Origin of the sequence: Leptospira ognonensis, assembly GCF_004770745.1 — a bacterium.
GTDB classification, from domain to species: domain Bacteria; phylum Spirochaetota; class Leptospiria; order Leptospirales; family Leptospiraceae; genus Leptospira_A; species Leptospira_A ognonensis.
The window spans coordinates 1-22,375 of the sequence record NZ_RQGD01000062.1; the positions used below are offsets into that span (position 1 = coordinate 1).

Consider the following 22,375-nt stretch of genomic DNA (forward strand, 5'->3'; position numbering starts at 1 on the left):
ATAAGGATAATAAGGATAATAAGGATAATAAGGATAATAAGGATAATAAGGATAATAAGGATAATAAGGATAATAGCGGGATTGGTGACAAAAAGAAGGATCTAGAAAAGTTAAGGGAGCAGAAAAGGCAAGAGACTTCCATCACGCCCGGTGACGATCAAGACTTAGGAGAGGCTATAAAAAGAATCAATCAAAAACCGACAGGGTATTGGAATCGTGAATATTATAGGCACAAGCAAGAGATATATATGAAAACATCTAGAGAGGAATTGGAAAAATCCATGAAAGAAGCGAAACCTTAATTTATGATTTGGAAATTGGTAAGGAAACCTCAAAAATGGTTCGGCCGGGTTTGCTTTCGACTTTGATTTCCCCACCATGAGATTCGATGATCTTTTTAACAATCGGAAGTCCCAGACCTGTTCCCATTCCTAAATCTTTTGTCGTGAAGAATGGCTCGAAAATATAAGATAGATTTTCTTTAGGAATTCCATGGCCATTGTCTTGTATGAATATAGATACCCTATCGCCTTTTGTTTTAGAGTAAACTTCAACTATACCACTTATTTTTGCTGTCGCCTGAAGGGAGTTATAAATCAAATTCGTCCATACCTGTACGAGCTCATCTGGATACCCGTATATTACAATGGTTTCCTCAACGCTTACATCGATTTGAGTTCCTTTTCGCCAAACATTCGCATACATTTGCAGAACTTCATCAATTCCTTGTTTTAGATTGAAATTTACTTTGTTTTCCTTTGGGCCAGAATAGGAATATTGCTTTAAGGCAAACACGATTTTCGAAGCTCTGTCAACTGCCGAGTCTATAATTTTTAAATGAAATAATATTTGTTTATGCTCTAATGCATTTAAGAACAGTTCTCTGGTTTTAACAGAAGAGAAAAAATTTCTATACTCTTCTGATAATTCCGTAATTCCCATATCAAAACATGAATCGCTGATCTCTTCTTCTTCTGAAAATCCAAAAGATTTTAATTTGAGAGCTAACTCTCTTTTCATTTTTAATTTTGAGTAAGTGGCTAGCTTGGGTGAATCGTGGCTGCCGAAAACAATTTGATGGATTATTTTTTCCTGCTCAGTCTCTATCCGCGAATCGGTATCATAAAAAAAATTAGTATGGTCTCTTAAAAAATTTGAGCTCGCCTTTATCGATGCCAGTGGATTATTGATTTCGTGTGCGACACCCGCAGCGATTCTTCCCAATGTGGACATTCTTTCGGCAAGTAACAGTTGTGATTGGGCATTTTCTAATTCTTTTAATTTTTGATGTAGTTCTTCTGTTCTCTCTTGGATCAGCAATTCTAAATTCTGGCGAGAATCTCTGACTTGGCTAATCATCTGATTGAAACTGGCTGTAATGATACCGATTTCATCAAAAGTTGTGATTTCAATTTTTGAAGTAAGGTCTCCCTTTTGCATTCTATGAATCCCTTCGAGTAGTCGATTTAAAGGATTAATAATATTTGCTTTGTGTAAGATCGGATAAAGTAAACTAACCAAAACAAGTGTTGCTATCAAAGTAAGGATTAACCAAATAACTATAGAATGAATTTTTCTTCTATATTCTTTATAGGAAATTCCGATTAAAAAATGCTGATTCTTAACACTAAAATCACCCATCCAAAAAATTCCATTTGTTCCAGGAAATCCGCGTTCCAATTTGAACGTAGTATATGTAGGAATTCTGCTTTCTAGATTAGAAAAACTAGACACTGGTTTTTGGAATTTATTGATATTGAAAAAGGAGTCTTCAAGATTCAGAACGATATCTGCTTGGTAAACGATTGGATGAAGAGTGCCATTCTCTATTTGAGTTTTAACAAAATCTTTTTCTCTGTCGAGATCAATGATAAAGTCAGATTTATATCGACTGAAAAGGATATTCGCAATTAGAGAGAGAACAAGAAAAAGTAGTGTCAGATTAAAAGACATGATCTTGAAACCAACATTTGATTCTGTGTATTCCTGATTCAGTGCTGTTAGTATGACGACGGTCACTGCTATAAATGTAACATTTGTTAATATAAATAAATAGGTATCATTGCCGAAAAATTGCATATCGACTAAAATGTTTAATAATGACATCGAAAGTATACTGAGCGCAGCGAAAATAAAATTTAAAATTTGTTTTCTCGTGCGGACACTTGATCTTCGAAATTTGTATAAAAGTATCAGCAGAGCACCGAATAATTGCAGGCTAACGATTGTAGCGATGATGATGATACTACCTTGCAGTATAGGAATCGGACTAAACTGAGCCGGGACATAAAATTCTAACTTGCTATCGAAATCTATCTCTCTTTGAGAAAACCCCCACACGTTATAAATGACAGCGCCCATTCCTAAAAGGCTGGAAGCGAAAACCGCGCGCTTTCTCACAGAAGGGTAATCATCCCTGCCGATACGAAAGGATGCGGATAGTAGAGAATTGCCTAGGAGGAGTATCGCCGGATTTTTTAGGAAAACGAAAACATACGCCGTCCATTCTTCGAGAAAGGAATTGCAGATGACCCAAGTTAAGCTCCATAAAAAGAGAGAAATTAGAAAATACCTGTAATCTGAAAAGGATTTCGGTAGTGAGTCTCGCTTGAACCAGAAGTAAAGAAATGCCGAGCCTGTGAGGAGTGAGAGCCCAAAATAATAGAAGCTGAAGAAATTTAGAACCAAAGCAAGCTAAATGAGATCAGATCGTTACCGAGCGTCAACGAGATTCAGCGGGGAAGGGGGAAACGTTTATGGTGCATTGCACAAAATTGACTGGACAATGGTGCACTGCATAAAAAGATGGTCTTACTGATTGTGCGATGCACAACGAGGTAAAAACATGATACGCGAAAATGGCAAAAAAATACTAAAATTCTCAATGATCCTGGCTTTAGTCTTTCTCTCCCTCTTTGAATCCTATGGCAAAACGAGTCGAGACGCCGATCTCTCGATCCAAAAGAGGGAAATCCAACGGATAGCCGATTATATTGGCAACAAAAGACCAGGACTCCGTAGAAGCGAAAGAGAAGAATTGGCATCCGCAATCTATCAAAACTCCTTCTCCCTGCAGTTTCCAAAAAATTCAGAATTTGCACGTGATAAAGACATAGATAAGATCGCCTTTCTTGTCGGAGTCATCCAAACAGAATCGCAATTTAAAAGGACTGCAAAATCACACAAAGGTGCGATGGGTTACATGCAAATCATGCCAGAGACTGCGAAGTGGCTCGCGAAATCCAAATCTTTGCCTTATAAGGATAAAAAGGATTTGTATTCAGTCGATCTGAATGTTCGAATGGGTGTTCTCTTTTTGAATGATTTGATGAAAGAAACTGGTTCTCCGAAAGATGCCTTACTTGCTTACAATGCTGGTCTAGGTGGGTTTCGAAAGTGGGGTGGGCTCAGTGCTTATCCTAAATCTATCGCAACGCACTATCATACATGGAAAAATTTCAAAGAAAGTCATACCGTATATGAGGAGCTTGCATTCCTGAAAGCCCAATAAATTTTACTTTACATTCCTAAGATTGGCTCCATCCTCTAATCCGTTTTTAAAACAAAGGTGGTTTAGGTATGGAGCTTCTTCGAAGATACGGATTGTATCTCGCTATTGTGTTGTCACTTGTCATTGTCATCGTTTTTTTCGTCTTTAAAAATGGTCAAGATGCAGATTCTGAAACGGGCCAAAGATCAAAACAAGATATGATGTCTAGTTCAAGTGATCCGTCTAGCAGCAATTATACTGGTGGAAGTGATGGCGGTTCTGGAGGTGAGATTCCAGAAGATGGTGCAACTCCTGCCGTGTTACTGGAACAGTACCAAGAATGGGCACAGTATCCTCCTTATTCTCGCCCCATGTCGATTTTAAATCACGATTTGGCATTCCCTTTTATCATTGAAAATTCACCCGACTATCAACTTGATCCTAAGACTAAAGAAGGCAACGGTTATGTCTGTCTTTTCCAACCAAAAACATGGTCGGTGGTTGGGAACAAAGATGTAATGTATGTTACGCTAGAATGTCGCGATAAAGCTCGCAATCGAGTGAAAATTTCGGTCGATTCACACCAAGTTTTTAGAGAATGGGAAGGTCAGAGATATGGATCTGTAAGCGCAGATGTAAATGATACAGGCTCAGATGGAGATCAGGTTAGGGGAGATAACATATATACCTTTGCTTGGAAACCACAGAAGGCAGATTGGGGGCAAATGTCTCTTGTGGCTAACATTACATATGGACCTGAGAATCTTAAAACAACCGTTACTGCTAGTTTTTTCTCTTCACCTTCTATTCCAGCTGAGTTTAGTGGCGTCTTCTCTGATTCCTTACAAGATGGATCTCTGATTGTAAGGGCGATTGTAAATGTATATAAGAAGGGTAAATACCATTTAGAAGCGAATCTAAAAGATGAGAAGAACGGCGAATACATCGCTTATGCAATTTATGATGGTGATTTAAAATCAGGATCAAATGAGGTTGAGTTTATTTTTTTCGGGAAGATTTTACGCGATAAAGATTTAGACGGTCCATACCTTGCTACCTCCTTTCGTGGTCATCGGGTAAACCTTCCGATTGATCCTGATTGGTACAACCAAGGTGAAGAAGGTTTAAGAAAGCTCCAAGCGGCAAAAACCACCGAACCGGATCGCGAGCTCGTGTATCCTTATAAAGATGAGTATAAAACAAAATTCTATAAAGTTGAAAGTTTTGCCAAAGTTGTCTGGGATTCACAGGACAAACAAGACCGGATTCGCCAGATCAAAGCGTTAGAATAAGGAAAAAAATGAATACTCTTGCCATAGCAAACGTTATCGCAAAGTTCAAAAAAAGACCCCTTCTTTTTGGAGGGGTTCTTTTTGTACTTTTGCTTCCTGTGGTTTTCCACTTTATTTTTTGGGGTCTTGTCGGCATAAAATCTCCAAAATATTCAGGAACCATCAAACATCCTTTTTTGACTTCAAAAGTTTCAATCTATAGAGATTCTGCGGGGATACCGCATATTGAAGGCGGTGATGCGAAATCCAGTTATTTCGCGTTAGGCTATACTATGGCCCAGGACAGATTGTTCCAAATGGAGCTACAAAGGCGAGTGGGAAAAGGCGAACTCACTGAGCTCTTTGGAGAGGCTCTTCTTGAGTCAGATAAATTTTTGAAAACTCTGCTATTAAAAAAGACGGCAGAAGACTACGTAAATGAAAAATCCCATCTTTATCCAGAAGCTTGGGAACAACTTGATTATTTTTTAGCAGGAGCAAATGCCTTTGTGGATGAGGGTGTCTACCCCATTGAATTTACAATCCTCGGAGTGAAGCCAAAACCTTTCACGAGAGTAGATGCGGTCGCATTTTTATTTTATATGGGATTCTCCTTTGCTGAGGGTATCAAGTCAGACAGCCTTTTTACGATCCTCGAGTCTCAAGTTAGCGGTAGAATCGTATCTGAATTGTTTCCTAGATATGACCTAGAAGATGGAAATGTAACGATTATTGAATCTCAGCCAGGGATCCCATCTCTTTCAAAGGCAGATATCTTTAAGGCAGTAGAGAGACCAGTATCCTCTTCCGGCCAAAGCCAATCGAGTGAAGATTTGGTTCGCTCTCTTTCCCATGCTTTAGATGCGATCTCTTCTTTGTATTTCCCTGTCGAGCCTTTGGAAGGGAGTAATTCCTGGTTAATTGGACCTTCCCGTTCCGCTAGTGGAGGAGCCATTCTAGCCAATGATCCTCACATTGCACTGTCAAACCCTGGAACTTGGTATGAAGCTCATATCAAATTTCCCGGATACGAAAATTACGGCTATTTTTTATCTCTTATTCCTTTCCCATTGATTGCACATAACAAGGAGAAGGCCTGGGGGCTCACCATGCTTGAGCAAGATGATGTGAACTTATATGCAGAAACAGTCGAAGCCGGTAAGGTTTTATCTAAGGGCAAATGGATCGATTTGGAATCCTATGTTGATGAGCTACGGTTCAAGGATGGAAAGACTGAGAAGTTTATTGTAAAATCAACTCCTCACGGTCCTTTATTTACAGATCATATCAAGGGATATGATGGACGACCGATCAGTTTGTATTGGACACACCATCATATGAAAAACCCACTTTTGGATGTTTTGTATAAAATGGGAAAATCGAATACATATTCTGAATTGGATGCCGCATCTGCGTTGATTGCAGCACCTGGGCTTAACTTTAGTTATGCTGACTCCAAAGGAAATATTGCCTACTATTCAGTTGGAAAATTCCCGATCTTGAAATCAGGAAATCCTCGTAAAATCCTGGAAGGTTCGACAGGTGAGAATGATGTAATTGGCTATGTCCCAAGTGAACAAAATCCAAAGCTGATAAATCCAAAAAATGGAATCATCGTCACCGCCAATAATAAAGTGACCTCGGGAAAAATCCCAGGACTAATATCTGTCGAAGGGAATTGGCAACCTGCAGATAGATTTATTCGTATAACAAGCGTGCTAGGTAGACAGGAGAAGTGGACCCTTGAGGAATTGGCGGGATTACAAACGGATACTTTTTCTTCCTTCGCACCATATTATTTGGATGTTGCACTTCCACACTTAGAGAGAGTAAAATCTGAAAATGGAAAACGTGCCCTGGCAATTCTTAAAAAGTGGGATTTTCATCATTTTACAGAGTCAGAGGGAGCCGCCATTTATGATGTTTTTTACTACTTTACCTTGAAGAATGCTCTCAAGGATGAGTTAGGTGAGAAAAACTTTTTACTATACGGTGAGATAGCTGAATATTGGAATGCATATCGTGGATTGATAAAAAACCCAAATTCTCTTTTTTGGGATGATATAACAACTGTTGGAGTCACTGAGACGCAAGGGGATATATTCGTAAAATCCTTCGAAGATTCCGTTACATATCTCGAAACGCACGTTTCAAAAAGCCCTTCTCTTTGGAAATGGAAAAGTCTTTATAAGATTAAACATCCCCATCCACTTGGCGTTGTCCCCTTGATAGGTGGTCTTTTTAACATTGGTCCCATGCCTGCTCCTGGCGGTGCAGAGGTGATCAATAATCTTAAATACAAGTTAATGAAGGAGGATTGGACAGCTACCTCAGGACCTTCCAAACGCCGAGTGATTGATTATGGTCGATTTAATGAATCTGTGACCCAATTGCCCATCGGGAATAGTGGGAATCTCGGCAGCCCGTACTATGGAAATTTAGTAAATGATTACAATCAGGGGAAGCACAGAAAGATAAACTTTTCATCAGAGAGCTACTCAAACGGAATGTTGATGGTCATGGAACCCTCAATGTAAAAACTGCGGGGATTTTTTGAAATACTTCCCCGCCCTAACGAGACTGGGTGGGGAACTAGACCCGCCACCCAATGACTTCCGTTTATCACTTTCACCATCCGTCGTCTACGATTCCTTAAAATTCAGAAGATTTTTTAAAAAAATGTTCGGACATCTTCCTCAGATGTCGCATAGATCTGATTTTTTCCGCGCTCTGATAAAATCCTGTCGATAGTTGAGATAGAATGTTCTTTCGTTCCTTAGTAATCATTTTATTATGTTTTCCTTTTGTCTCGGGAATGTTACATTCTCAATCTTCACAAGGACAGCTAGCTTTTGCCTTTCGAGGTCAGGATAGCTTAGAACCTTCGCGAATGATTGTGATTGGCGAGGTCATCGGAGTTGAAAAGGCAAGTGAATTCGCCTTAAACCAAGTCGATGCCGAATTGGAAATTGATACTAGGCCAGATGCGGTCACCATTAAAGTTTTAAATCCAAAAGGGATTCGTCCAGGCCAAATACTATATCTACTAGAAAAGAATTTAGATCATAAGACCTATCGCGATGGAAATATTGTCGGACTCATCACTGTAAAATCGGTTTTCCAAACGACTTTTTTCGGATGGCAGGTGAGAGGCGAGGGATTTCTTCGATTGATTGAAGATCGTCCCATGACCGTGGCCCTACCGATTGATACAACCAAATATGATGAGGCTTTCCTTGCTAAAAAGCAGGGTGACTATTTTGTTTCAAAGGGAAAGCCTGAAGAGGCAATCCGTCTCTATAAAAAATCAATTTCCTTGGATCCGAAATTTCCAGATACCCACTTCGCCCTCGGTAAGGTGCATTGGAATGATGGAGAAGGGTATGTCTCCGCAGGCTATGAATTTTCTCAGGCATGGAAAAATAGGGAGAGATTCTCTAACCAACAAGAAAAACTTATATTTCTATTAGAATATATGAGATTTTTGATATACCAATATAAGACTGAAGGTAAAGGGTTTGAGAAACATATGGATCTTTTGCCGCAAATCGCAAAAGAAGCAAGAATGATAAATCCAAAAAATTACGAAGTTTGGATGTATAGTTTTGAAACAGCATATCTTAAATATGTTTCGTCGAATTTACTTGTTTCCGGAGTTGATCTTCGCAAACAAAAAGAGGAATGGTCAGACGAAGCTGAAAAATCCCTGGAAAGAGCCTTATCTATTCGGAAATCTGATTTTTATCTGCATCGACTCGCCTGCGAATTTTACAACTCAAAATGGAAAGAAATGAGAGATACACCAAAAGAAAATGAATATCGTGACAAGTTAATTGCACATGGTAAATCATTAAAATTATATTATACGGGCGAGTCTACCATCTCAGAAGACTTATTGAAAGCGATCCATTTGGCAGAAAAGAAAGCTGGCTTATTCTGATAGAATTTTCATACTCTTCTCGAAAAGGAAGTCTTCAAGATAAAGCATATCGTCTGGGGCAGAACTAAAATAATTTACACCTAGATGAAAGTGGTCTCCACGATCTAAAAATCGAATAATCTCTCCTCTTAAGATAAGCGTTCTGTCTTTTCGTAATGGAATAAACATTTTTATTATATTATGACGTTTCAAATAATGGAATAGTCTCTTGTCCTGAATCTCAAATAGTAAGCCATCGAGGGAAATATCCACCACTCTTGTCGTACTTTGCATTGTTTCATAGCTCCCGTATTGAATGGTACCTTTCGTAAATGCATAACTAATAATTTCGCTTAGCTCATGAATATAAATTGCTTGGGAATGCGCAATCGTGAATCGATCCATCGCCGTTGAATACGCCTTTAAATAACCTACAACGTCATCATACAGGCGAATGGGAGCAATCACATAAGAGACAAAAAAATCACGTGATTCTGTTTTTCTCATGGTTTCAAAAAAATTGAATGTATATTCCTCTCCGTATTCTAGCTTCATCTTTTCAAATTCCGATTGAAAATTAAATAAGAATTCATCCTTTGTAGGTTGAATGTAAGATTCTATCCGATTACAATCAGGGATATAGATTGTTTTGCCTGTCTCTTGGAGTAGGTCTTTTAAAAACGAATCTGTTTCTGTTAGAAATTCAAGCTCATTGAAAAATTTTAGATCATAATCCTTGGATACCTTTTGTATGGCCTCTGTTAATATGAGATTTACTAATTTAATATCAGGTCTGTCTTTTCGAATCTCCTTCATAAGATGAGGGAACCGACTTTCAGCATATAAGTTTTTCCCAACTTCCCTTGATCCACCTGCGAGTGATCTAAAAAGAATGATAAAGTTCATAAAGAGATCATCGACTGGTATCCGTCGGTTCGTTCTTAATTGGTAGGATTGAAGTTCGGTGGGAGTTCGAATCGTTGTTTGGTCATGGTGAATGTCTTGAATGGCTACCTCAAATTGGTAGTTGATGTTCATGACCTCAAATCTCACCCGTGCTCTTCGGGACCCTTTTTCTACCAGATCTGGGATTGTCAGAACGACAGTGTCAGTTTTGATATCTTCGACAGCTGCAATCAGGATTTCTTCTTCGTAAATAAACTCAAATTCACGGTTGTCCGCTTTTAGATAGTAAAACAAGTGTTTTACTATGTTTACATCGGATCCGATGATGGTCTCTTCGTAAAGAGACTCCAAAATCGTGATCAACTCCTGCATCGAATCCGTTCTGCCGATTGCCATACTTACATTATCGAAGTTCGGACAGGCAAAATCGAAGCATATGTCGCGAAAAAACTGCTGGGAAATTGACAGAATGCGCCGAAATGGGAAGTATATGGCAGTAACTCTTCCAAACAATGTAAATCCAGAACTTCTACCGATGATCCGCCAAGGGCTGATTACGCCAGAAAAATTGTCACTTCTTGTCGAATTGCACGAGATCGTGAACCGTTTTGCGACCACTCTTTTTACGGACGAGAAAGCACAGGAAAAGATTTTAGAAGAATTTGGAGTGCTCCCAGACATCATTACCTGGGGTGATTATTTCCAAACGGAAGTCGCATCTCGCTATTGTTTGGAAAGCGAAGTTTCAATTCGAAAGATCATAGATACGATTCGCTTTGATTTGATTTCGGCTCACCTTATCTTTTCAGGCAAGCCTGAATATTTTAAAAATCGTGTTAGATCGGAAGCGCTCGTGAGTAAAGGAATTGATTCCGCATTTTTAAAAGCAGAAGAGGAGGAATCAATTCATCTTGAAATTCTATTAGATTATTTTGAAAATCTAGGCCTCTCCGAATCGCCTCTGCCGTTACAAGATAAAATTTGGTATGAAGGATTTCAAATCTGCGATGTCGCCATCTAACCTAAATAAATATGAATTTTTAGAAATTGAATCCACTCCTGCTCGAAATGGAGAGATCGTTTCTATTTTCCTAAATAACCCTGAATCCAGAAATTCTATGACATGGAAAATGGGTGAAGAATTCCAAACCGAAATAAATCGCATTTCGAAACTAAAAATTTTACCTAGAGCAGTGATCATTTCTGGCAGAAACGATGTTTTTTGTGCTGGTGGAGATTTGAATTTACTTCGCTCATTTTCTGAAAAAACATTTTCACAGAACAAGCGTGATATGAGAAAGTTTTACAGTTTTTTCCTTTCGATAAGAAATTTACAATCCCCCGTGATTGGTGCGTTAAATGGACATGCTATCGGGGCAGGGTTGTCTTTGGGCTTTGCATGTGACCTTCGTTTTTTTGCTCTCGAAGGAAAATACTCCTTTAACTTTGTAAGACTTGGTATCCATCCAGGGATGGGAAGTAGCTTTCTTGCTCCCGAACTTCTAGGCAAAAGCCTAGGATCTAGACTTCTCTTTACAGGTGAAACTTTCAATGGTGAAGACGCAAAAAATTGGGGACTCGCCGTTACGTCTGTTCCTAAAAATGAAGTTTATGCGAAAGCATTAGAGTTTGCGATATACATGGCAGACGGTGCGCCGCTTGCTCTGCAAGAGTTGAAGAAGAATCTCTACCAATGGAAATCTTTGGATAAGGCATTGAAGAAGGAAGCCGCATCTCAAGCTCGAAATTTTATCTCCGATGATTTTCGAGAAACGTTAACGAGCGTCGTAGAGAAGCGAAGTCCCATTTTTTTAGGGAAGTAATCTTTTTTTAGAAGATTTCTAATTTTCAACTCGACAAAGGTTAGTTTTTTGTTCTGATACTCGTCAGACCAACTATATAGAATGGAAGAGAAACTCATACCCGATTGTTTTGACTGTGATTATCGAAATCACAACGTGTTACTCTGCGCAACCCATGAGACAATCACACGGATCAATGAAGAAAAAGGTTACCAAGTTTTTAAAAAAGGTGACTATCTTTTTCATTCGGGGGATGCTTCCAGCGGCTTCTTTTTTTTGAAAAATGGATTGGTTCGGACTTTTACCCACTTAGCATCAGGCAAAGAACAAACATTTGCACTCAAAGCTTCCGGAGATTGGATTGGGTTCCGAGACTGCATTTCCAATACGGCCTTCCATCATGATGCCGTTGCTGTTGATGACACGCAGGCATGTTTCATCACAAGGGAGCTGATCGAAAATTTAGTCCAAGCAGATCCCAACTTTCAAAAGGAAGTTTTCCGCCAAATGGCCAAAGAATGGCGAGAGTCCGAGGAACAAATCGTTTCCCTTGGCACAAAGCAGGTCCATGAGAAATTAGCAGAAATCATCATCGTCCTCGACAACGCTCAAGGGAGCAGGAACCAGGTGGAACTAAAGATCACCCGGGACGTTCTTGCTTCCTTCATCGGAACGAAAACGGAAACGCTTGTGCGCGCTCTTTCCGACCTGAAAGCTCGCGATTTCATCTCAGTGGATAAAAATCGGATCGATATTCTGAACCGCGAAGCACTCTATTCACTGTCAAAAATTGCCTAATTTTTTTACATTCTTGTTAACTCCCCTGAGTAAAAAACCGATCTTTGTTAGTGATTGATAATCTGGACAAAGTCTGTTGCCTGATTTTGTCTATGTCACTCCCGGGGGGGAACCCACAAAGGAACCCCCTTTTTTTATTTCCCTTGTTTCTTTCTTACAATCCTAAATACTGGAAGAAGATATGAGAGATAATCGCAGCGCCGGTTCGCAATTGTTCGGACATCCCATTACCCATCCTTTAAACCTAATATTAATCTTCAATTGTCTTGTTTTTATCCTACAGCACTTCGCAAATGAGCAGTTAGTATATCGATTTGGATTGATTCCCGATCTTGTTTTTCAAGGTGCGATTTGGCAAGTTTTTACCTATGGATTTCTACACTCCGTGGGGAATTTGTTACCCATACATCTTTTGTTCAATATGTATGGACTCTATATGTTAGGAACTTATATCATTCCTGTGATTGGAAAAAAGAAATTTGTAATTCTATATTTTCTTTCGCAATTAGGAGGAGGGATCTTAGTCCTTCTGTTTGCTTTCTTAAATAACCAGTTAGGCGGACAAGTGATTATCCTAGACCAATCTGGAGTTCCCACCATCGGAGCCTCTGGTGCCGTGTTTGGCTTGCTTGCTGTATTCGGACAATTGTATCCCAACTCAGAATTGTTCCTTCTTGTCTTTCGCGTAAAAGCTAAGAATGCAGTTTGGGTATCACTGGGAATCGGATACTTTTTGACTTTAATTTCTAATACAGGGATTTCAAACACATGCCATCTTGGTGGTGCCTTGGTGGGTCTTGCTTTCTTTCGCTTCTATGAGAAAAGTTTTTATCGTTCGAGTATACCTGATCTACCTGGCATGGAATGGGAAACGGAAGATAAAAAGGTCAATCGTGACATAAAAAAAACGACCACTACGATTGAAGATTTGTTTACCGACCAAAAAAAAATCAATGAAGACATTCTCTCGAAAATCAGAAACCTCCATCGGTACAGTGACATTGAAGCAGTCTTACTCGAAAAACAAGTTGCCTCTGCCAATATTTGCCCCCCATCCACGTATAATCCCGAAGATCCAATCTGTCTTCGATGTGAATGGCTTCCAAATTGTGCTCTTAGAAAGGCAAAGGATTAATTTTTACCTGTAAATCCTTGACAATTGTTTTCAATGTCGACAATGAATGTCATGGCTGAAAACAAATCGAGTTCAGTAGAGGAAGTCCTTAAGCGAGAAAAGCTAGCTAAAGACTTTGAACGGGAAAAAAAGGAAACTGAAAAGAAGGCGATCGCTCAGGCCATAGAAAAGGTTTCAAAAGCGAGTCATGCCGCCTCAAATTCGAAAGCCGACGTACATTCGAGCAGATATATCACCTCGTTTGACATGGCACTTTCTCAATCTAGACAGGACATGCGATATTATTTTCTGAATGAAACAGATTACGGTAATCGCCTGAAACAGATCTTTCAGGAAAACGAATCCCTTCTAAAAAAATACGGCATCAATGGAAGAAAATTTTTAGAATACGTAAGAGAGTCTTTCGAGCGTTTTAAAAAAATTCATGGGTTAATGCCACTTGAACCAATGAAACCCAAGCATTTTAAATATGTAGAGGATTCCATCCAAGAATTGCTGCATATGTTTAACCAAAGGTTTGGTAAGTAAACTACCTACTTTCTCGGTTGACAGAGATGTTTTCTACGGAAGCATCTAAAATATGATCGAATCCCGTAAAACTTCGGAAACCAATATCAAATTGGACCTTAACATCCATGGATCGGGCCAGTATCGTTTTGATACTGAGATACCTTTTTTTGATCACATGCTTTCCCATATCGCCAAACATGGACTCATCGATATGGACCTTCATCTCCGGGGAGACATCGGTATCGATTGCCATCATTCTGTAGAAGATACGGCTATCCTTCTTGGTCAAATGATACACAAACAGCTTGGAGACAAAAAAGGTATTTTCCGATATGGGCATTTTACATTGCCTATGGATGAAGTATTAACAACGGTTTCCGTAGACTTAGGTGGACGATTTTATTATAAATACACGGGTCCGGAAATCGATGGAAAATTTGGAATCTATGACGCTGAGCTTACGCTTGAGTTTTTACAGAAATTGGCTTTAAATGCTAAAATGAATTTACACGTTGTAGTTCATTATGGTGAGAACAAACACCACATTCATGAATCCATTTTTAAAGCGTTAGGAAAAGCACTTAGGCAAGCAATAGCCGTGGATGAGAAAGCGAATGGACAAATTCCTTCCACCAAAGGTATGTTAGAGTGATCGCTGTTCTCGATTTTGGTATGGGAAATATCCATTCCCTGCTGAAAGCCATTTCTCTATATACAGACAAATTTAAATTCACTAATGATCTGGAAGTGATTAGGAAAGCAGATAAGCTGATCCTACCAGGAGATGGACACTTTGATAAAGCTATGCAGAACTTAAAGGAAGCTGGTTTTATCGAACCAATCAAAGAACACATACAAAAAGAAAAGCCTCTACTCGGAATCTGTATCGGATATCAAGTGCTATTCGAGGATTCAGATGAAACCTCAAAAAAAGGTCAGATCATAAATGGTCTGAGTCTAGTCCGTGGTAAAATCCGAAAATTTGATGGAAAGCCAACGATAAAAGTACCTCATATGGGTTGGAATAAACTTTTTGAAATCAAATCAAAATCCTCGAGGCTTTTGAAGGGGATTCAAAATGAATCGTTTATGTATTTCATCCATTCTTATAGACCCACAGGAGTTGATAGATTAGATAGTACTGCGAGTTGCAGATACTATGGCGAATCCTTTACTGCTGTCGTGGAAAAAGGTCCCGTTATGGGTACCCAATTCCACCCAGAAAAGTCTGACAAGCTCGGCTTAAAGATATTAAACAATTTTTTAGAGATATAATAGATGTTCATCATTCCCGCTATTGATTTACTCGATAACGAAGCTGTTAGGTTGCTTCAAGGTGATTATCAAAAAAAGACTGTATACTCCTCAGAGCCTGAATTACTTGCTAAAAAATTTGAAACGCAAGGAACTGGACTGCTACACATAGTTGATTTAAACGCGGCAAAAACGGGGATTTCCGCAAATGAGCAAGCAATCCAAAAAATTAGAAGTGCATGCAACTTAAAATTAGAGTTAGGTGGCGGTATTCGTTCACTTGAGTCAATGGCTTTCTATGATGGTCTAGGAATTGATCGTTTTATCCTAGGAACAATTGCCGTTGAAAATCCGAAAATTGTTTCTGATGGTATTCAAAAATACGGTGCCGATCGAATCGTAGTCGGGGTAGATGCCAAAGACGGAATTGTCAGAACCAAAGGATGGGAATCTGACACTGGCCTTGAGATTTTTTCCTTCTTGGATCAAATGGTAAAATTAGGCGTTGAACATGTGATATTTACAGACATTTCGAAAGATGGAATGATGGCAGGACCGAATTTCCAAATTTATAAAGATATATTAGATTCGTTTCCAGGTTTACACTTGATTGCATCTGGCGGTGTTTCCTCTCTTGAAGATGTTCGCAAATTAACCCGAGTAACGGATGGTAAACTTTACGGTGCCATCACAGGAAAAGCCATCTATGAAGGCAAGATTGATTTAAAAGAAGCATTTTTAGAATTTAAAAACTGAATTTGGATTATAAGGAAAATACATGGATCAGAAGAAATTAAACATAATTGGAGTCTTCATTGCTTTTTTGGGAGTGGTTCTTTCATTTATATTAGCAATTGAATACTTTGGTCTCGGCTCGGCAAATATTGCTGATAGCGCTTGCTCTGCTCTTGGTGGTGCTGGTTCTTGTGCAAAAGTGGCAGAGAGCGCCTATTCTTTCATACCTTCTGTACCTCTGCTAGGAAATGTTCCGATAGCTCTCTTCGGTTTCGGTTTTTACGGTACACTTGTATTCTTATTTGGAATGAATGTGAAATCTACCAACCCGGAAGAGAACCTTGAAAGATTACAAATTGTTTTAGGATTATCGTCCTTAGCATTCTTATTTGATTTAGTTCTGTTTGGAATTTCCGTTGGCGTCATAGGCACCATTTGCCAGTTATGTGCGATCACTTATGTGATAACCCTTTTGATCATAGGGATTAGTTTTTATGCTCTAAAAGAATCAAAAATAAATCCGAAAAATGTTGTAAGTTCGGTCACCAAGAGCCTTGGCACTTTGTTTATTATCTTCCTATTCAATTTCTCTGTCGCTTTCGCAACATCAAAATTGGCTACCTCGAAAGGATCTAATACTTTGGCTACGAGTGAGGGCATGGACAATGCCGAAATTACAAATCGCATTGCAGCATTTGAGGCAGGTGAAAAATTGAACATCGATCTTTCGGGATCTGCAAGCATTGGAAGTGCTACAGCTCCCATTGTTATTGTGAAATATGCTGATTTCAATTGTGGACATTGTTTGCATACATCTCATATCCTAGCAAAATTATTAGCAGATTATGATGGAATGGTGAGGGTCGTTTATAAAAATTTCCCGTTAGATGGTTCTTGCAATCGTTTGGTGAGTGAACCTAGACCTGGTGCTAGCTCTTGCATTGCTGCTATGGCAGCAATCTGTGCCGATAAACAAGGAAAATTTGCAGCGATGTATCATGGCTTATATGATAACACAGAAAAGGGAGTAACTCATTCGGCATCGACTGTCCTAAATTTAGCAAATACGTTGTCAATCAATACCAATCAACTGAAGTCATGTATGAGTTCGAAAGAAGCACAAATGCAGTTGAATAAAGAAATAGATGTCGCAGAAAAACTAAATATCCAAGCAACTCCATCCTTGTATATCAATGATAAAAAAATTGATAGCGGAACGCCAAATCCAATCTTCCTAAAAGCACTACTGGATCGTTTGATCAGTAAATTATAAATTATCGTCTAAGAGTTATTTTTTTCGGACGGGCCCATCTTCCTTGATTGAAGATGGGCTTTTTATTTTTCCAATCTCCCAAGCATCAAGAACATCTACATCGCGGGTATGAAGTGCAGGTCGCATAGAAAGTATCTCATCGCCTCTTTTATAAAGCGACCTTCTTCCGAAATACCAGCCACCTGTTTCTTCCTTATGAGTTTTTTTCCCAAATTCACCTCGCATTTGATAGGCGAGATCGATTTCACTTCGAAGATTTTTTAAACCATCGGGGTCCATGGAGATGCCGTGGTCTGGGCCTTCGAGATTCTTATCTAATGTAAAATGTTTTTCGATCAGGCTTGCCCCTAATCCGACAGCAATTGCAGGTGCAAGCGTGCCTGCAGTGTGGTCGGAGAAACCGATCACGTAAGGAGTCGTGTCGAGAAAAAAAGGAATCGAACGAAGATTCGCTTTGTCGGCTGGTGTAGGATACAAAGAAACACAGTGCATGAGGCAAATAGGATAATCATTTTCTTTAAAAAGAGAGATTGCTCTCATTACTTCTTCGGGGAGAGCTGCACCAGTGGAAACAATTAACGGCAGCTTGGTGCTCATTGCTTTTTGTAAAAGCTGTAAATTAACTATATCACCCGACGCTATTTTTAATACTGGGACTCCGACAGTTGTCAGCATTTCCACGGATGCGGTATCAAGGGGAGTAGAAAAAAAATCAAGTCCTTCATCTTCGGAGACTTTCTTAAATTCTTCATGGTATGTTTTGGATAGTTCGTAGGTTTTGAAAATATCGTAGAGAAATCGGGCATCACTTTCTGTTTTTGAAATGAAATCTTCCGTTACGTAGGATTGAAACTTAACGGCATCAGCACCAGCCGCCTTAGCAGCTTGAATCGTTTTTTTACCAATTTCTAAATCGTTATTATGATTTAATCCAATTTCAGCTATCAGATATGGTTTTGAATTTCTAGTGAGTGTCTTATTTCCGATCGTAAAGTCCAAGATGATCCTCTACCAATTGTATCGGCACTTTACGAAAATCCCAAAGCTTTTCCGATTTGAAAGATGAGGGTGGCGGAGAGTAAAGCAAGACCTGTCATATATAAAAACTGAATGAATGGCCAAAGAAAACTACCCGTTTCCTTTCTGACAACAGCGAGTGTAGACATGCATTGGGAAGCAAAAGCAAAAAAAGCAAGTAGGGAGAGTCCAGTGAGGGGAGACCAAAGGGGAGAGCCATCAGGTTTCTTTTCATTCCGCAGCTTTTCACGAAGAGTTTCACTTTGCTCGTCATCATTTGTTCCGTAGATGACTGCAAGTGTGGATACCATAACTTCTCTGGCAGCAAATGAAGTAAGCATAGAAATCCCGATTTTCCAATCAAATCCCATTGGATGTAACGCAGGTTCAATGAATTTTCCTGTCCTTCCAATGTAAGAAGTTTCAATATTGCTAGTTTCCCATTTTTCATTTACATAACTAGCCGGGAAAGCTGAAAGAAACCAAAGTAAGACGGAGATATAAAGTATGATCTGCCCTGCGGATTTCAAAAAAGCTAAAACCTTTTGAAAGACGGAATGGAAGATGCTTTTCGACGAGGGTATCATATATCTCGGCAGTTCCATGATAAAATAAGAAGAATCTTCCTTAAAAACTGTTTTCCTGAAAAGTAGAGCAACTATTAAAGAAGTGAATAGGCCTAATAAAAACATCCCAAATAAAACGAGACCTTGAACATTGATAATTCCGAATATTGGAGGAAGGTTAAATACAGTTCCCACGACAAGAATATAAACTGGGTATCTCGCTGAGCACATAATTAAAGGTGATACCATGATCGTAGTGATGCGGTCGGCCTTGTTTTCTATGGTCCTTGTTCCCATGATGGCTGGAACGGCACAGGCGGCAGAGGAAAGAAGTGGTATAAATGATTTACCGGATAGCCCAAACTTACCCATGGTTCGATCCATAAGGAAACTAGCTCGCGCCAAATATCCCGACTCTTCTAGAATTCCAAGAAATATGAAAAGCAAAGCGATTTGTGGAATGAAAACGATGACGCTCCCAACGCCTCCTAATACTCCTTCTACGATCATCGATCTAAATAAACCTTCAGGTAAAAAATGAAGGATGATATTTTGGGTCATTTCGATTGACTCTTCTATGCCATTCATAGGAATTTCAGCCCAGCTAAACAATGTTTGAAACAATACACCCATGAGGAGGAAAAAGCATACGAATCCCCAAAGGGGATGAAGGAGTATGGCATCCAACTTTGTATCAAAATCGCGACTTTTGTTGCTCCCCGTTTTTAAACATTTTGCAAGGGTTTGTTTGATGAAGAATGCTTTTCGAATGATCTCTTCTTCATAATAAAAATGAAATTTTTTGTGATCGAAATTTGATTTTAGAAACGCAATCGTTTCCTCTGGAAAGGTATTTAAATACTTCGGATCTGTTTGGCTCGGATCTCCCGAGAGATATTTTAAAGCTTGGGTGAGTATAAATTCTGAACTAGTGTCATTAATACGCAGTGCTTTTTTAATTTCGGATATCTGATTTTCTTCCTTAGTATCCCATTTCCATCTTCGTGTATTTGAAACGAAACTTTGTTCTTGAAAAAGAGCTTCTTTCAAATTGAGAATCCCATCTCCCGATTTGGCATTGATCAAATGGATTTTTAAACCGAGTTCAATTTCTAAAATATTTAGATCGATAGAAAGATTCTTTTTTTCCAAAACATCCTTCATGGTCATCACAACGGTCACGGGTGCACCCATATCGATGACTTGGAGTAAAAATTGGAGTCCGCGTTCTAGATTTAGGGCATCTAATACGTAAATGATTTTGTCTTCTGGTGCACGAGAAAGTAAAATCTCATAAGTGATGAGTTTGTCTTCGGTCCTACCACCCATTCCGTAAGTGCCGGGTAGGTCGATGATTGTTAATTCTTTTTCGGAAAATTTCAAAACACCTGATTTTTGTTCTACGGTGACACCGCTAAAATTTCCTGTTTTTTGCCTAAGTCCAGTTAACTGATTGAAAAGAGTAGATTTTCCGCAATTCGGGTTCCCAACTAGATATAGTTTGTTCTGCTTCATTTTTGATTAATTTGTTTGAACCATGATATGCTGACAGTCTTTGATACGGAGTCCCACCTTTATCCCGCCGATCGAAAATATCATTTTATCGAGTAGGGGAGAAGTCTCAAGACATTTGATTTCGGCTCCTGGATAAAATCCGAGTTCCAATAGCTCTGTGATTTGAGAGGCAGAAATGAAACTTCTATCAAAGGTTAGAACCTTTCCTTTTTCCTTTTCGGATAATTCGGCAAGTGATATCATCGAGTTACAAATTTCCCGGTATCACGGAAGAGATTGATTTCGGGTGCGATGGATTTGACGTAACGATCGAAATATAGCAACTGTTTCATGAGAAGAGCAAATTCTCTTGGAATTTTTAATCCATTTTTTTCTGCAATATCTTTCAATTCGTACATCATGTGGTTGATTTTAGTTTCATCAAAACTTGTCGCATCTCCCTCGGCCACGGCGAGATAGATTGATTCCATTTCTTGAAACAAACCTTCCAACTGTAGGGCAAGACTTTCTGGACTCACTCCCTTGTCTGTTGAGTCCATGCTGATTAGACCTTGCGCTACCATTTTCGGTTCACCCATTCCAATGCCTTGCGTGAATAATAATAATCCCTTCCATACGTTAGGCGAAATTCGTCCTACAATCCCAAAATCAATAAAGCCAATCTGTCCATCTTTGAGAATCATTACATTCCCTGCATGTACGTCGGCATGGAAAAAACCTTTTTTGGCGAGTGAGGAAAACCAAATTTCCAAGGCATCATTCAATACCTTTCTAGGATTATTTGTATAATTTCGTAAACCTGCTTCATCAGTAATCGGTACGCCATAGAACCTTTCCATCGTCAGCACTTTTTTTGTAGATAAGCTATGATAAACTCTAGGCACACGGGCTCTTTCTTCGCCTGATACTAATAGGTATGTTTCAAATTCTTCAATGTTATTTGCTTCTTTGATAAAATCGATTTCTTGTAAAATGGAATTTTGAAATTCTGAGAACATGCCTGTGAGTCCCGACTTCTTAAATTCCGGTGCGATCCATTCCAATATTTTTGTTAGTAAAGCGAGTATTTGCATATCTGTCTTTAACGTTATGTGCACATCAGGTCTTTGTACTTTTACAACTACATCTAATCCTTCTTTGGTGATGGCGGCATGTACTTGTGCAATGGATGCTGAGGCAAGTGGCTTTTCGTCGAAGGAGTAGTAAATATTTCCGATTTTATCACCAAGTTCACGTTCCACGATTCTCCGAATATCGGCATAGGGTACTGGTCTAACAGAATCCAGGCACTTTTGCATCTCATTTACGTACTCTTCTGGGAATAGGGAAGGGGCGCTCGCAATGAACTGTCCTAACTTGATATATGTCGCGCCTAAGGACTCGAAAGATTCACGAAGAACGATGGCAACCTCTTTGTGGTTCACCTTACCACTCGCAAACATGGCAAGTATGGAGGCGGCCTTGGTGGTGAATATAAAACTGGAGTGGAAGGCCCTGGCACTGGAATGGAAGCCAAAGGAGAAATAATCGGATAGAGTTTCCATAGGTCAAGATTAGGAGCCGCAAACCCAAAGAAAACGAGAAAATCCCCTCCCTTCGTCTAATTGAAATAGAGTTGCAGGATTAGCTATCCTCTAAAAACCTATCAAAACATCCCCATGAGCCAAGAGAGTGTCCTCTATCAAGAGCTAGAAAAGCTCGATCTGAACGAAATCAAAAAGATCGCCACTCTTTGGAACATCCACAAACTTCCAGGAAAAGACAAAAAATCCACCATCCTTGGGCTAATGGAAGTTTTTCAAAGTGAATTCTACCTCAAAGGCGTTCTAGAAAAATTTTCTCCCTTACAAGTAAATATCATCACTTCCATTTTAAAAAACAAGGGAGTGATGACCCTTGGCGAGATTGCCAGAAAGGTAAACATTCCACCGATCAATATCGAGATGGAACTCAATGTTCTACGAAAATACTACCTTGTCTACCAACGCAAAAATAGAGAACGGCTTACAAACAATTTAGATAAATACCATGCTTATGAAGAGTTCGTTAAACTCATCAAAGTGGAGACGAATCAGAAAAGTGAGAAATTTAAATTCTCCATTGAAAAATCTCTTCATAAGGCGACATACGCCGAGATTCCGACGGAATGGAAGGAAGCGATTGGAGCTAAAAAACAAGATTCAG

General features: G+C 39.2%; 20 protein-coding genes and 1 pseudogene. 15 read left to right on the forward strand and 6 right to left on the reverse strand.

All coding sequences use genetic code 11. From position 1 onward, the window contains the following. Window positions 1-302, forward strand: a 302-nt coding sequence (locus tag EHQ58_RS18830; protein ID WP_210412855.1) for a hypothetical protein, incomplete at its 5' end; no start/stop codon positions are given. 1 nt (window position 303) lies between these two features. Here EHQ58_RS18830 and EHQ58_RS18570 read toward each other — a convergent pair. Next, entirely contained in the window at window positions 304-2,688 is a 2,385-nt protein-coding gene (locus EHQ58_RS18570) for a HAMP domain-containing sensor histidine kinase (RefSeq protein WP_135625570.1), read from the reverse strand. 157 nt (window positions 2,689-2,845) lie between these two features. On the opposite strand from EHQ58_RS18570, the gene EHQ58_RS18575 reads away from it, so the two are divergent. The 4 genes from EHQ58_RS18575 to EHQ58_RS18590 all read left to right on the forward strand — a co-directional run bounded on the left by EHQ58_RS18575 (window position 2,846) and on the right by EHQ58_RS18590 (window position 8,701). Then, window positions 2,846-3,511: a transglycosylase SLT domain-containing protein gene (locus EHQ58_RS18575; RefSeq protein ID WP_135625571.1), complete on the forward strand. Its 666-nt coding sequence runs from the start codon at window positions 2,846-2,848 to the stop codon at window positions 3,509-3,511. Window positions 3,512-3,579: 68 nt separating this feature from the next. Beyond that, entirely contained in the window at window positions 3,580-4,782 is a 1,203-nt protein-coding gene (locus EHQ58_RS18580; protein WP_135625572.1) for a hypothetical protein, read from the forward strand. An 8-nt stretch (window positions 4,783-4,790) separates the two neighbouring features. After that, the gene (locus tag EHQ58_RS18585; protein WP_135625573.1) at window positions 4,791-7,298 is read left to right on the forward strand and encodes a penicillin acylase family protein; all 2,508 of its coding nucleotides are present in this window, start codon (window positions 4,791-4,793) and stop codon (window positions 7,296-7,298) included. Between the two features lie 224 nt (window positions 7,299-7,522). Further along, entirely contained in the window at window positions 7,523-8,701 is a 1,179-nt protein-coding gene (locus EHQ58_RS18590) for a tetratricopeptide repeat protein (RefSeq protein ID WP_135625574.1), read from the forward strand. Here EHQ58_RS18590 and EHQ58_RS18595 read toward each other — a convergent pair. Beyond that, on the reverse strand, window positions 8,693-9,982 hold the full coding sequence (locus tag EHQ58_RS18595) for a PilZ domain-containing protein (protein ID WP_135625575.1): 1,290 nt from the start codon (window positions 9,980-9,982) through the stop codon (window positions 8,693-8,695). The two genes, EHQ58_RS18590 and EHQ58_RS18595, sit on opposite strands and share 9 nt — an antisense overlap. Window positions 9,983-10,076: 94 nt before the next feature. On the opposite strand from EHQ58_RS18595, the gene EHQ58_RS18600 reads away from it, so the two are divergent. From EHQ58_RS18600 to EHQ58_RS18640, 9 genes are all read left to right on the forward strand, one after another. Further along, a complete protein-coding gene (locus tag EHQ58_RS18600; protein ID WP_135625576.1) occupies window positions 10,077-10,607 on the forward strand; it encodes a hypothetical protein in 531 nt (176 codons plus the stop codon). Further along, window positions 10,573-11,409: an enoyl-CoA hydratase/isomerase family protein gene (locus tag EHQ58_RS18605; RefSeq protein ID WP_425460495.1), complete on the forward strand. Its 837-nt coding sequence runs from the start codon at window positions 10,573-10,575 to the stop codon at window positions 11,407-11,409. The genes EHQ58_RS18600 and EHQ58_RS18605 overlap by 35 nt, the downstream gene beginning before the upstream one ends. 81 nt (window positions 11,410-11,490) lie before the next feature. Continuing rightward, entirely contained in the window at window positions 11,491-12,186 is a 696-nt protein-coding gene (locus tag EHQ58_RS18610; protein ID WP_135625577.1) for a Crp/Fnr family transcriptional regulator, read from the forward strand. Window positions 12,187-12,367: 181 nt separating this feature from the next. Beyond that, window positions 12,368-13,321: a rhomboid family intramembrane serine protease gene (locus EHQ58_RS18615; RefSeq protein ID WP_135625578.1), complete on the forward strand. Its 954-nt coding sequence runs from the start codon at window positions 12,368-12,370 to the stop codon at window positions 13,319-13,321. 51 nt (window positions 13,322-13,372) lie between these two features. Then, window positions 13,373-13,849 carry an LIC11177 family protein gene (locus tag EHQ58_RS18620; protein ID WP_135625579.1) on the forward strand — a complete coding sequence of 159 codons (477 nt, stop codon included), beginning with the start codon at window positions 13,373-13,375 and terminating at the stop codon, window positions 13,847-13,849. A gap of 52 nt (window positions 13,850-13,901) precedes the next feature. Then, window positions 13,902-14,483, forward strand: coding sequence for an imidazoleglycerol-phosphate dehydratase HisB (gene hisB / locus EHQ58_RS18625; RefSeq protein ID WP_135625580.1), 582 nt, complete (start codon window positions 13,902-13,904; stop codon window positions 14,481-14,483). Then, the gene (hisH, locus tag EHQ58_RS18630; RefSeq protein WP_135625581.1) at window positions 14,480-15,106 is read left to right on the forward strand and encodes an imidazole glycerol phosphate synthase subunit HisH; all 627 of its coding nucleotides are present in this window, start codon (window positions 14,480-14,482) and stop codon (window positions 15,104-15,106) included. Before hisB ends, hisH begins: the two co-directional genes overlap by 4 nt. 3 nt (window positions 15,107-15,109) lie before the next feature. Next, window positions 15,110-15,841 carry a 1-(5-phosphoribosyl)-5-[(5-phosphoribosylamino)methylideneamino]imidazole-4-carboxamide isomerase gene (hisA, locus tag EHQ58_RS18635; RefSeq protein ID WP_135625582.1) on the forward strand — a complete coding sequence of 244 codons (732 nt, stop codon included), beginning with the start codon at window positions 15,110-15,112 and terminating at the stop codon, window positions 15,839-15,841. A 22-nt stretch (window positions 15,842-15,863) separates the two neighbouring features. Beyond that, entirely contained in the window at window positions 15,864-17,093 is a 1,230-nt protein-coding gene (locus EHQ58_RS18640; protein WP_135625583.1) for a vitamin K epoxide reductase/DsbA family protein, read from the forward strand. Between the two features lie 15 nt (window positions 17,094-17,108). Here EHQ58_RS18640 and EHQ58_RS18645 read toward each other — a convergent pair whose 3' ends face one another. Genes EHQ58_RS18645 through EHQ58_RS18660 form a run of 4 tightly spaced genes read right to left on the reverse strand, consistent with a single transcriptional unit; the run spans window position 17,109 to window position 21,735 of the window. Continuing rightward, complete coding sequence (locus EHQ58_RS18645) at window positions 17,109-18,092, reverse strand: N-acetylneuraminate synthase family protein (protein WP_135625584.1); 984 nt, start codon at window positions 18,090-18,092, stop codon at window positions 17,109-17,111. Between the two features lie 29 nt (window positions 18,093-18,121). Beyond that, window positions 18,122-20,191 carry a ferrous iron transport protein B gene (feoB, locus tag EHQ58_RS18650; RefSeq protein WP_135625585.1) on the reverse strand — a complete coding sequence of 690 codons (2,070 nt, stop codon included), beginning with the start codon at window positions 20,189-20,191 and terminating at the stop codon, window positions 18,122-18,124. A 6-nt stretch (window positions 20,192-20,197) separates the two neighbouring features. Further along, window positions 20,198-20,434, reverse strand: a complete 237-nt coding sequence (locus EHQ58_RS18655; RefSeq protein ID WP_135625586.1) for a FeoA family protein — start codon at window positions 20,432-20,434, stop codon at window positions 20,198-20,200. Further along, window positions 20,431-21,735: an ABC1 kinase family protein gene (locus EHQ58_RS18660; RefSeq protein WP_135625587.1), complete on the reverse strand. Its 1,305-nt coding sequence runs from the start codon at window positions 21,733-21,735 to the stop codon at window positions 20,431-20,433. The genes EHQ58_RS18655 and EHQ58_RS18660 overlap by 4 nt, the downstream gene beginning before the upstream one ends. Before the next feature lie 114 nt (window positions 21,736-21,849). On the opposite strand from EHQ58_RS18660, the pseudogene EHQ58_RS18665 reads away from it, so the two are divergent. After that, window positions 21,850-22,375: pseudogene (locus EHQ58_RS18665) on the forward strand (helicase); the annotation flags it as partial.

What these genes read in the sequence shown, in the direction of transcription:
- EHQ58_RS18620 (WP_135625579.1), top strand. Translation starts at nt 13,373, where the DNA reads ATGGCTGAAAACAAATCGAGTTCAGTAGAGGAAGTCCTTAAGCGAGAA.
- EHQ58_RS18600 (WP_135625576.1), top strand. Translation starts at nt 10,077, where the DNA reads ATGGCAGTAACTCTTCCAAACAATGTAAATCCAGAACTTCTACCGATG.
- feoB (WP_135625585.1), bottom strand. Translation starts at nt 20,191, where the DNA reads ATGAAGCAGAACAAACTATATCTAGTTGGGAACCCGAATTGCGGAAAA.
- EHQ58_RS18580 (WP_135625572.1), top strand. Translation starts at nt 3,580, where the DNA reads ATGGAGCTTCTTCGAAGATACGGATTGTATCTCGCTATTGTGTTGTCA.
- EHQ58_RS18660 (WP_135625587.1), bottom strand. Translation starts at nt 21,735, where the DNA reads ATGGAAACTCTATCCGATTATTTCTCCTTTGGCTTCCATTCCAGTGCC.
- EHQ58_RS18640 (WP_135625583.1), top strand. Translation starts at nt 15,864, where the DNA reads ATGGATCAGAAGAAATTAAACATAATTGGAGTCTTCATTGCTTTTTTG.
- EHQ58_RS18575 (WP_135625571.1), top strand. Translation starts at nt 2,846, where the DNA reads ATGATACGCGAAAATGGCAAAAAAATACTAAAATTCTCAATGATCCTG.
- EHQ58_RS18590 (WP_135625574.1), top strand. Translation starts at nt 7,523, where the DNA reads ATGTTCTTTCGTTCCTTAGTAATCATTTTATTATGTTTTCCTTTTGTC.
- EHQ58_RS18615 (WP_135625578.1), top strand. Translation starts at nt 12,368, where the DNA reads ATGAGAGATAATCGCAGCGCCGGTTCGCAATTGTTCGGACATCCCATT.
- hisA (WP_135625582.1), top strand. Translation starts at nt 15,110, where the DNA reads ATGTTCATCATTCCCGCTATTGATTTACTCGATAACGAAGCTGTTAGG.
- EHQ58_RS18585 (WP_135625573.1), top strand. Translation starts at nt 4,791, where the DNA reads ATGAATACTCTTGCCATAGCAAACGTTATCGCAAAGTTCAAAAAAAGA.
- EHQ58_RS18610 (WP_135625577.1), top strand. Translation starts at nt 11,491, where the DNA reads ATGGAAGAGAAACTCATACCCGATTGTTTTGACTGTGATTATCGAAAT.
- hisB (WP_135625580.1), top strand. Translation starts at nt 13,902, where the DNA reads ATGATCGAATCCCGTAAAACTTCGGAAACCAATATCAAATTGGACCTT.
- EHQ58_RS18595 (WP_135625575.1), bottom strand. Translation starts at nt 9,982, where the DNA reads ATGGCAATCGGCAGAACGGATTCGATGCAGGAGTTGATCACGATTTTG.
- EHQ58_RS18655 (WP_135625586.1), bottom strand. Translation starts at nt 20,434, where the DNA reads ATGATATCACTTGCCGAATTATCCGAAAAGGAAAAAGGAAAGGTTCTA.
- EHQ58_RS18605 (WP_425460495.1), top strand. Translation starts at nt 10,573, where the DNA reads ATGAAGGATTTCAAATCTGCGATGTCGCCATCTAACCTAAATAAATAT.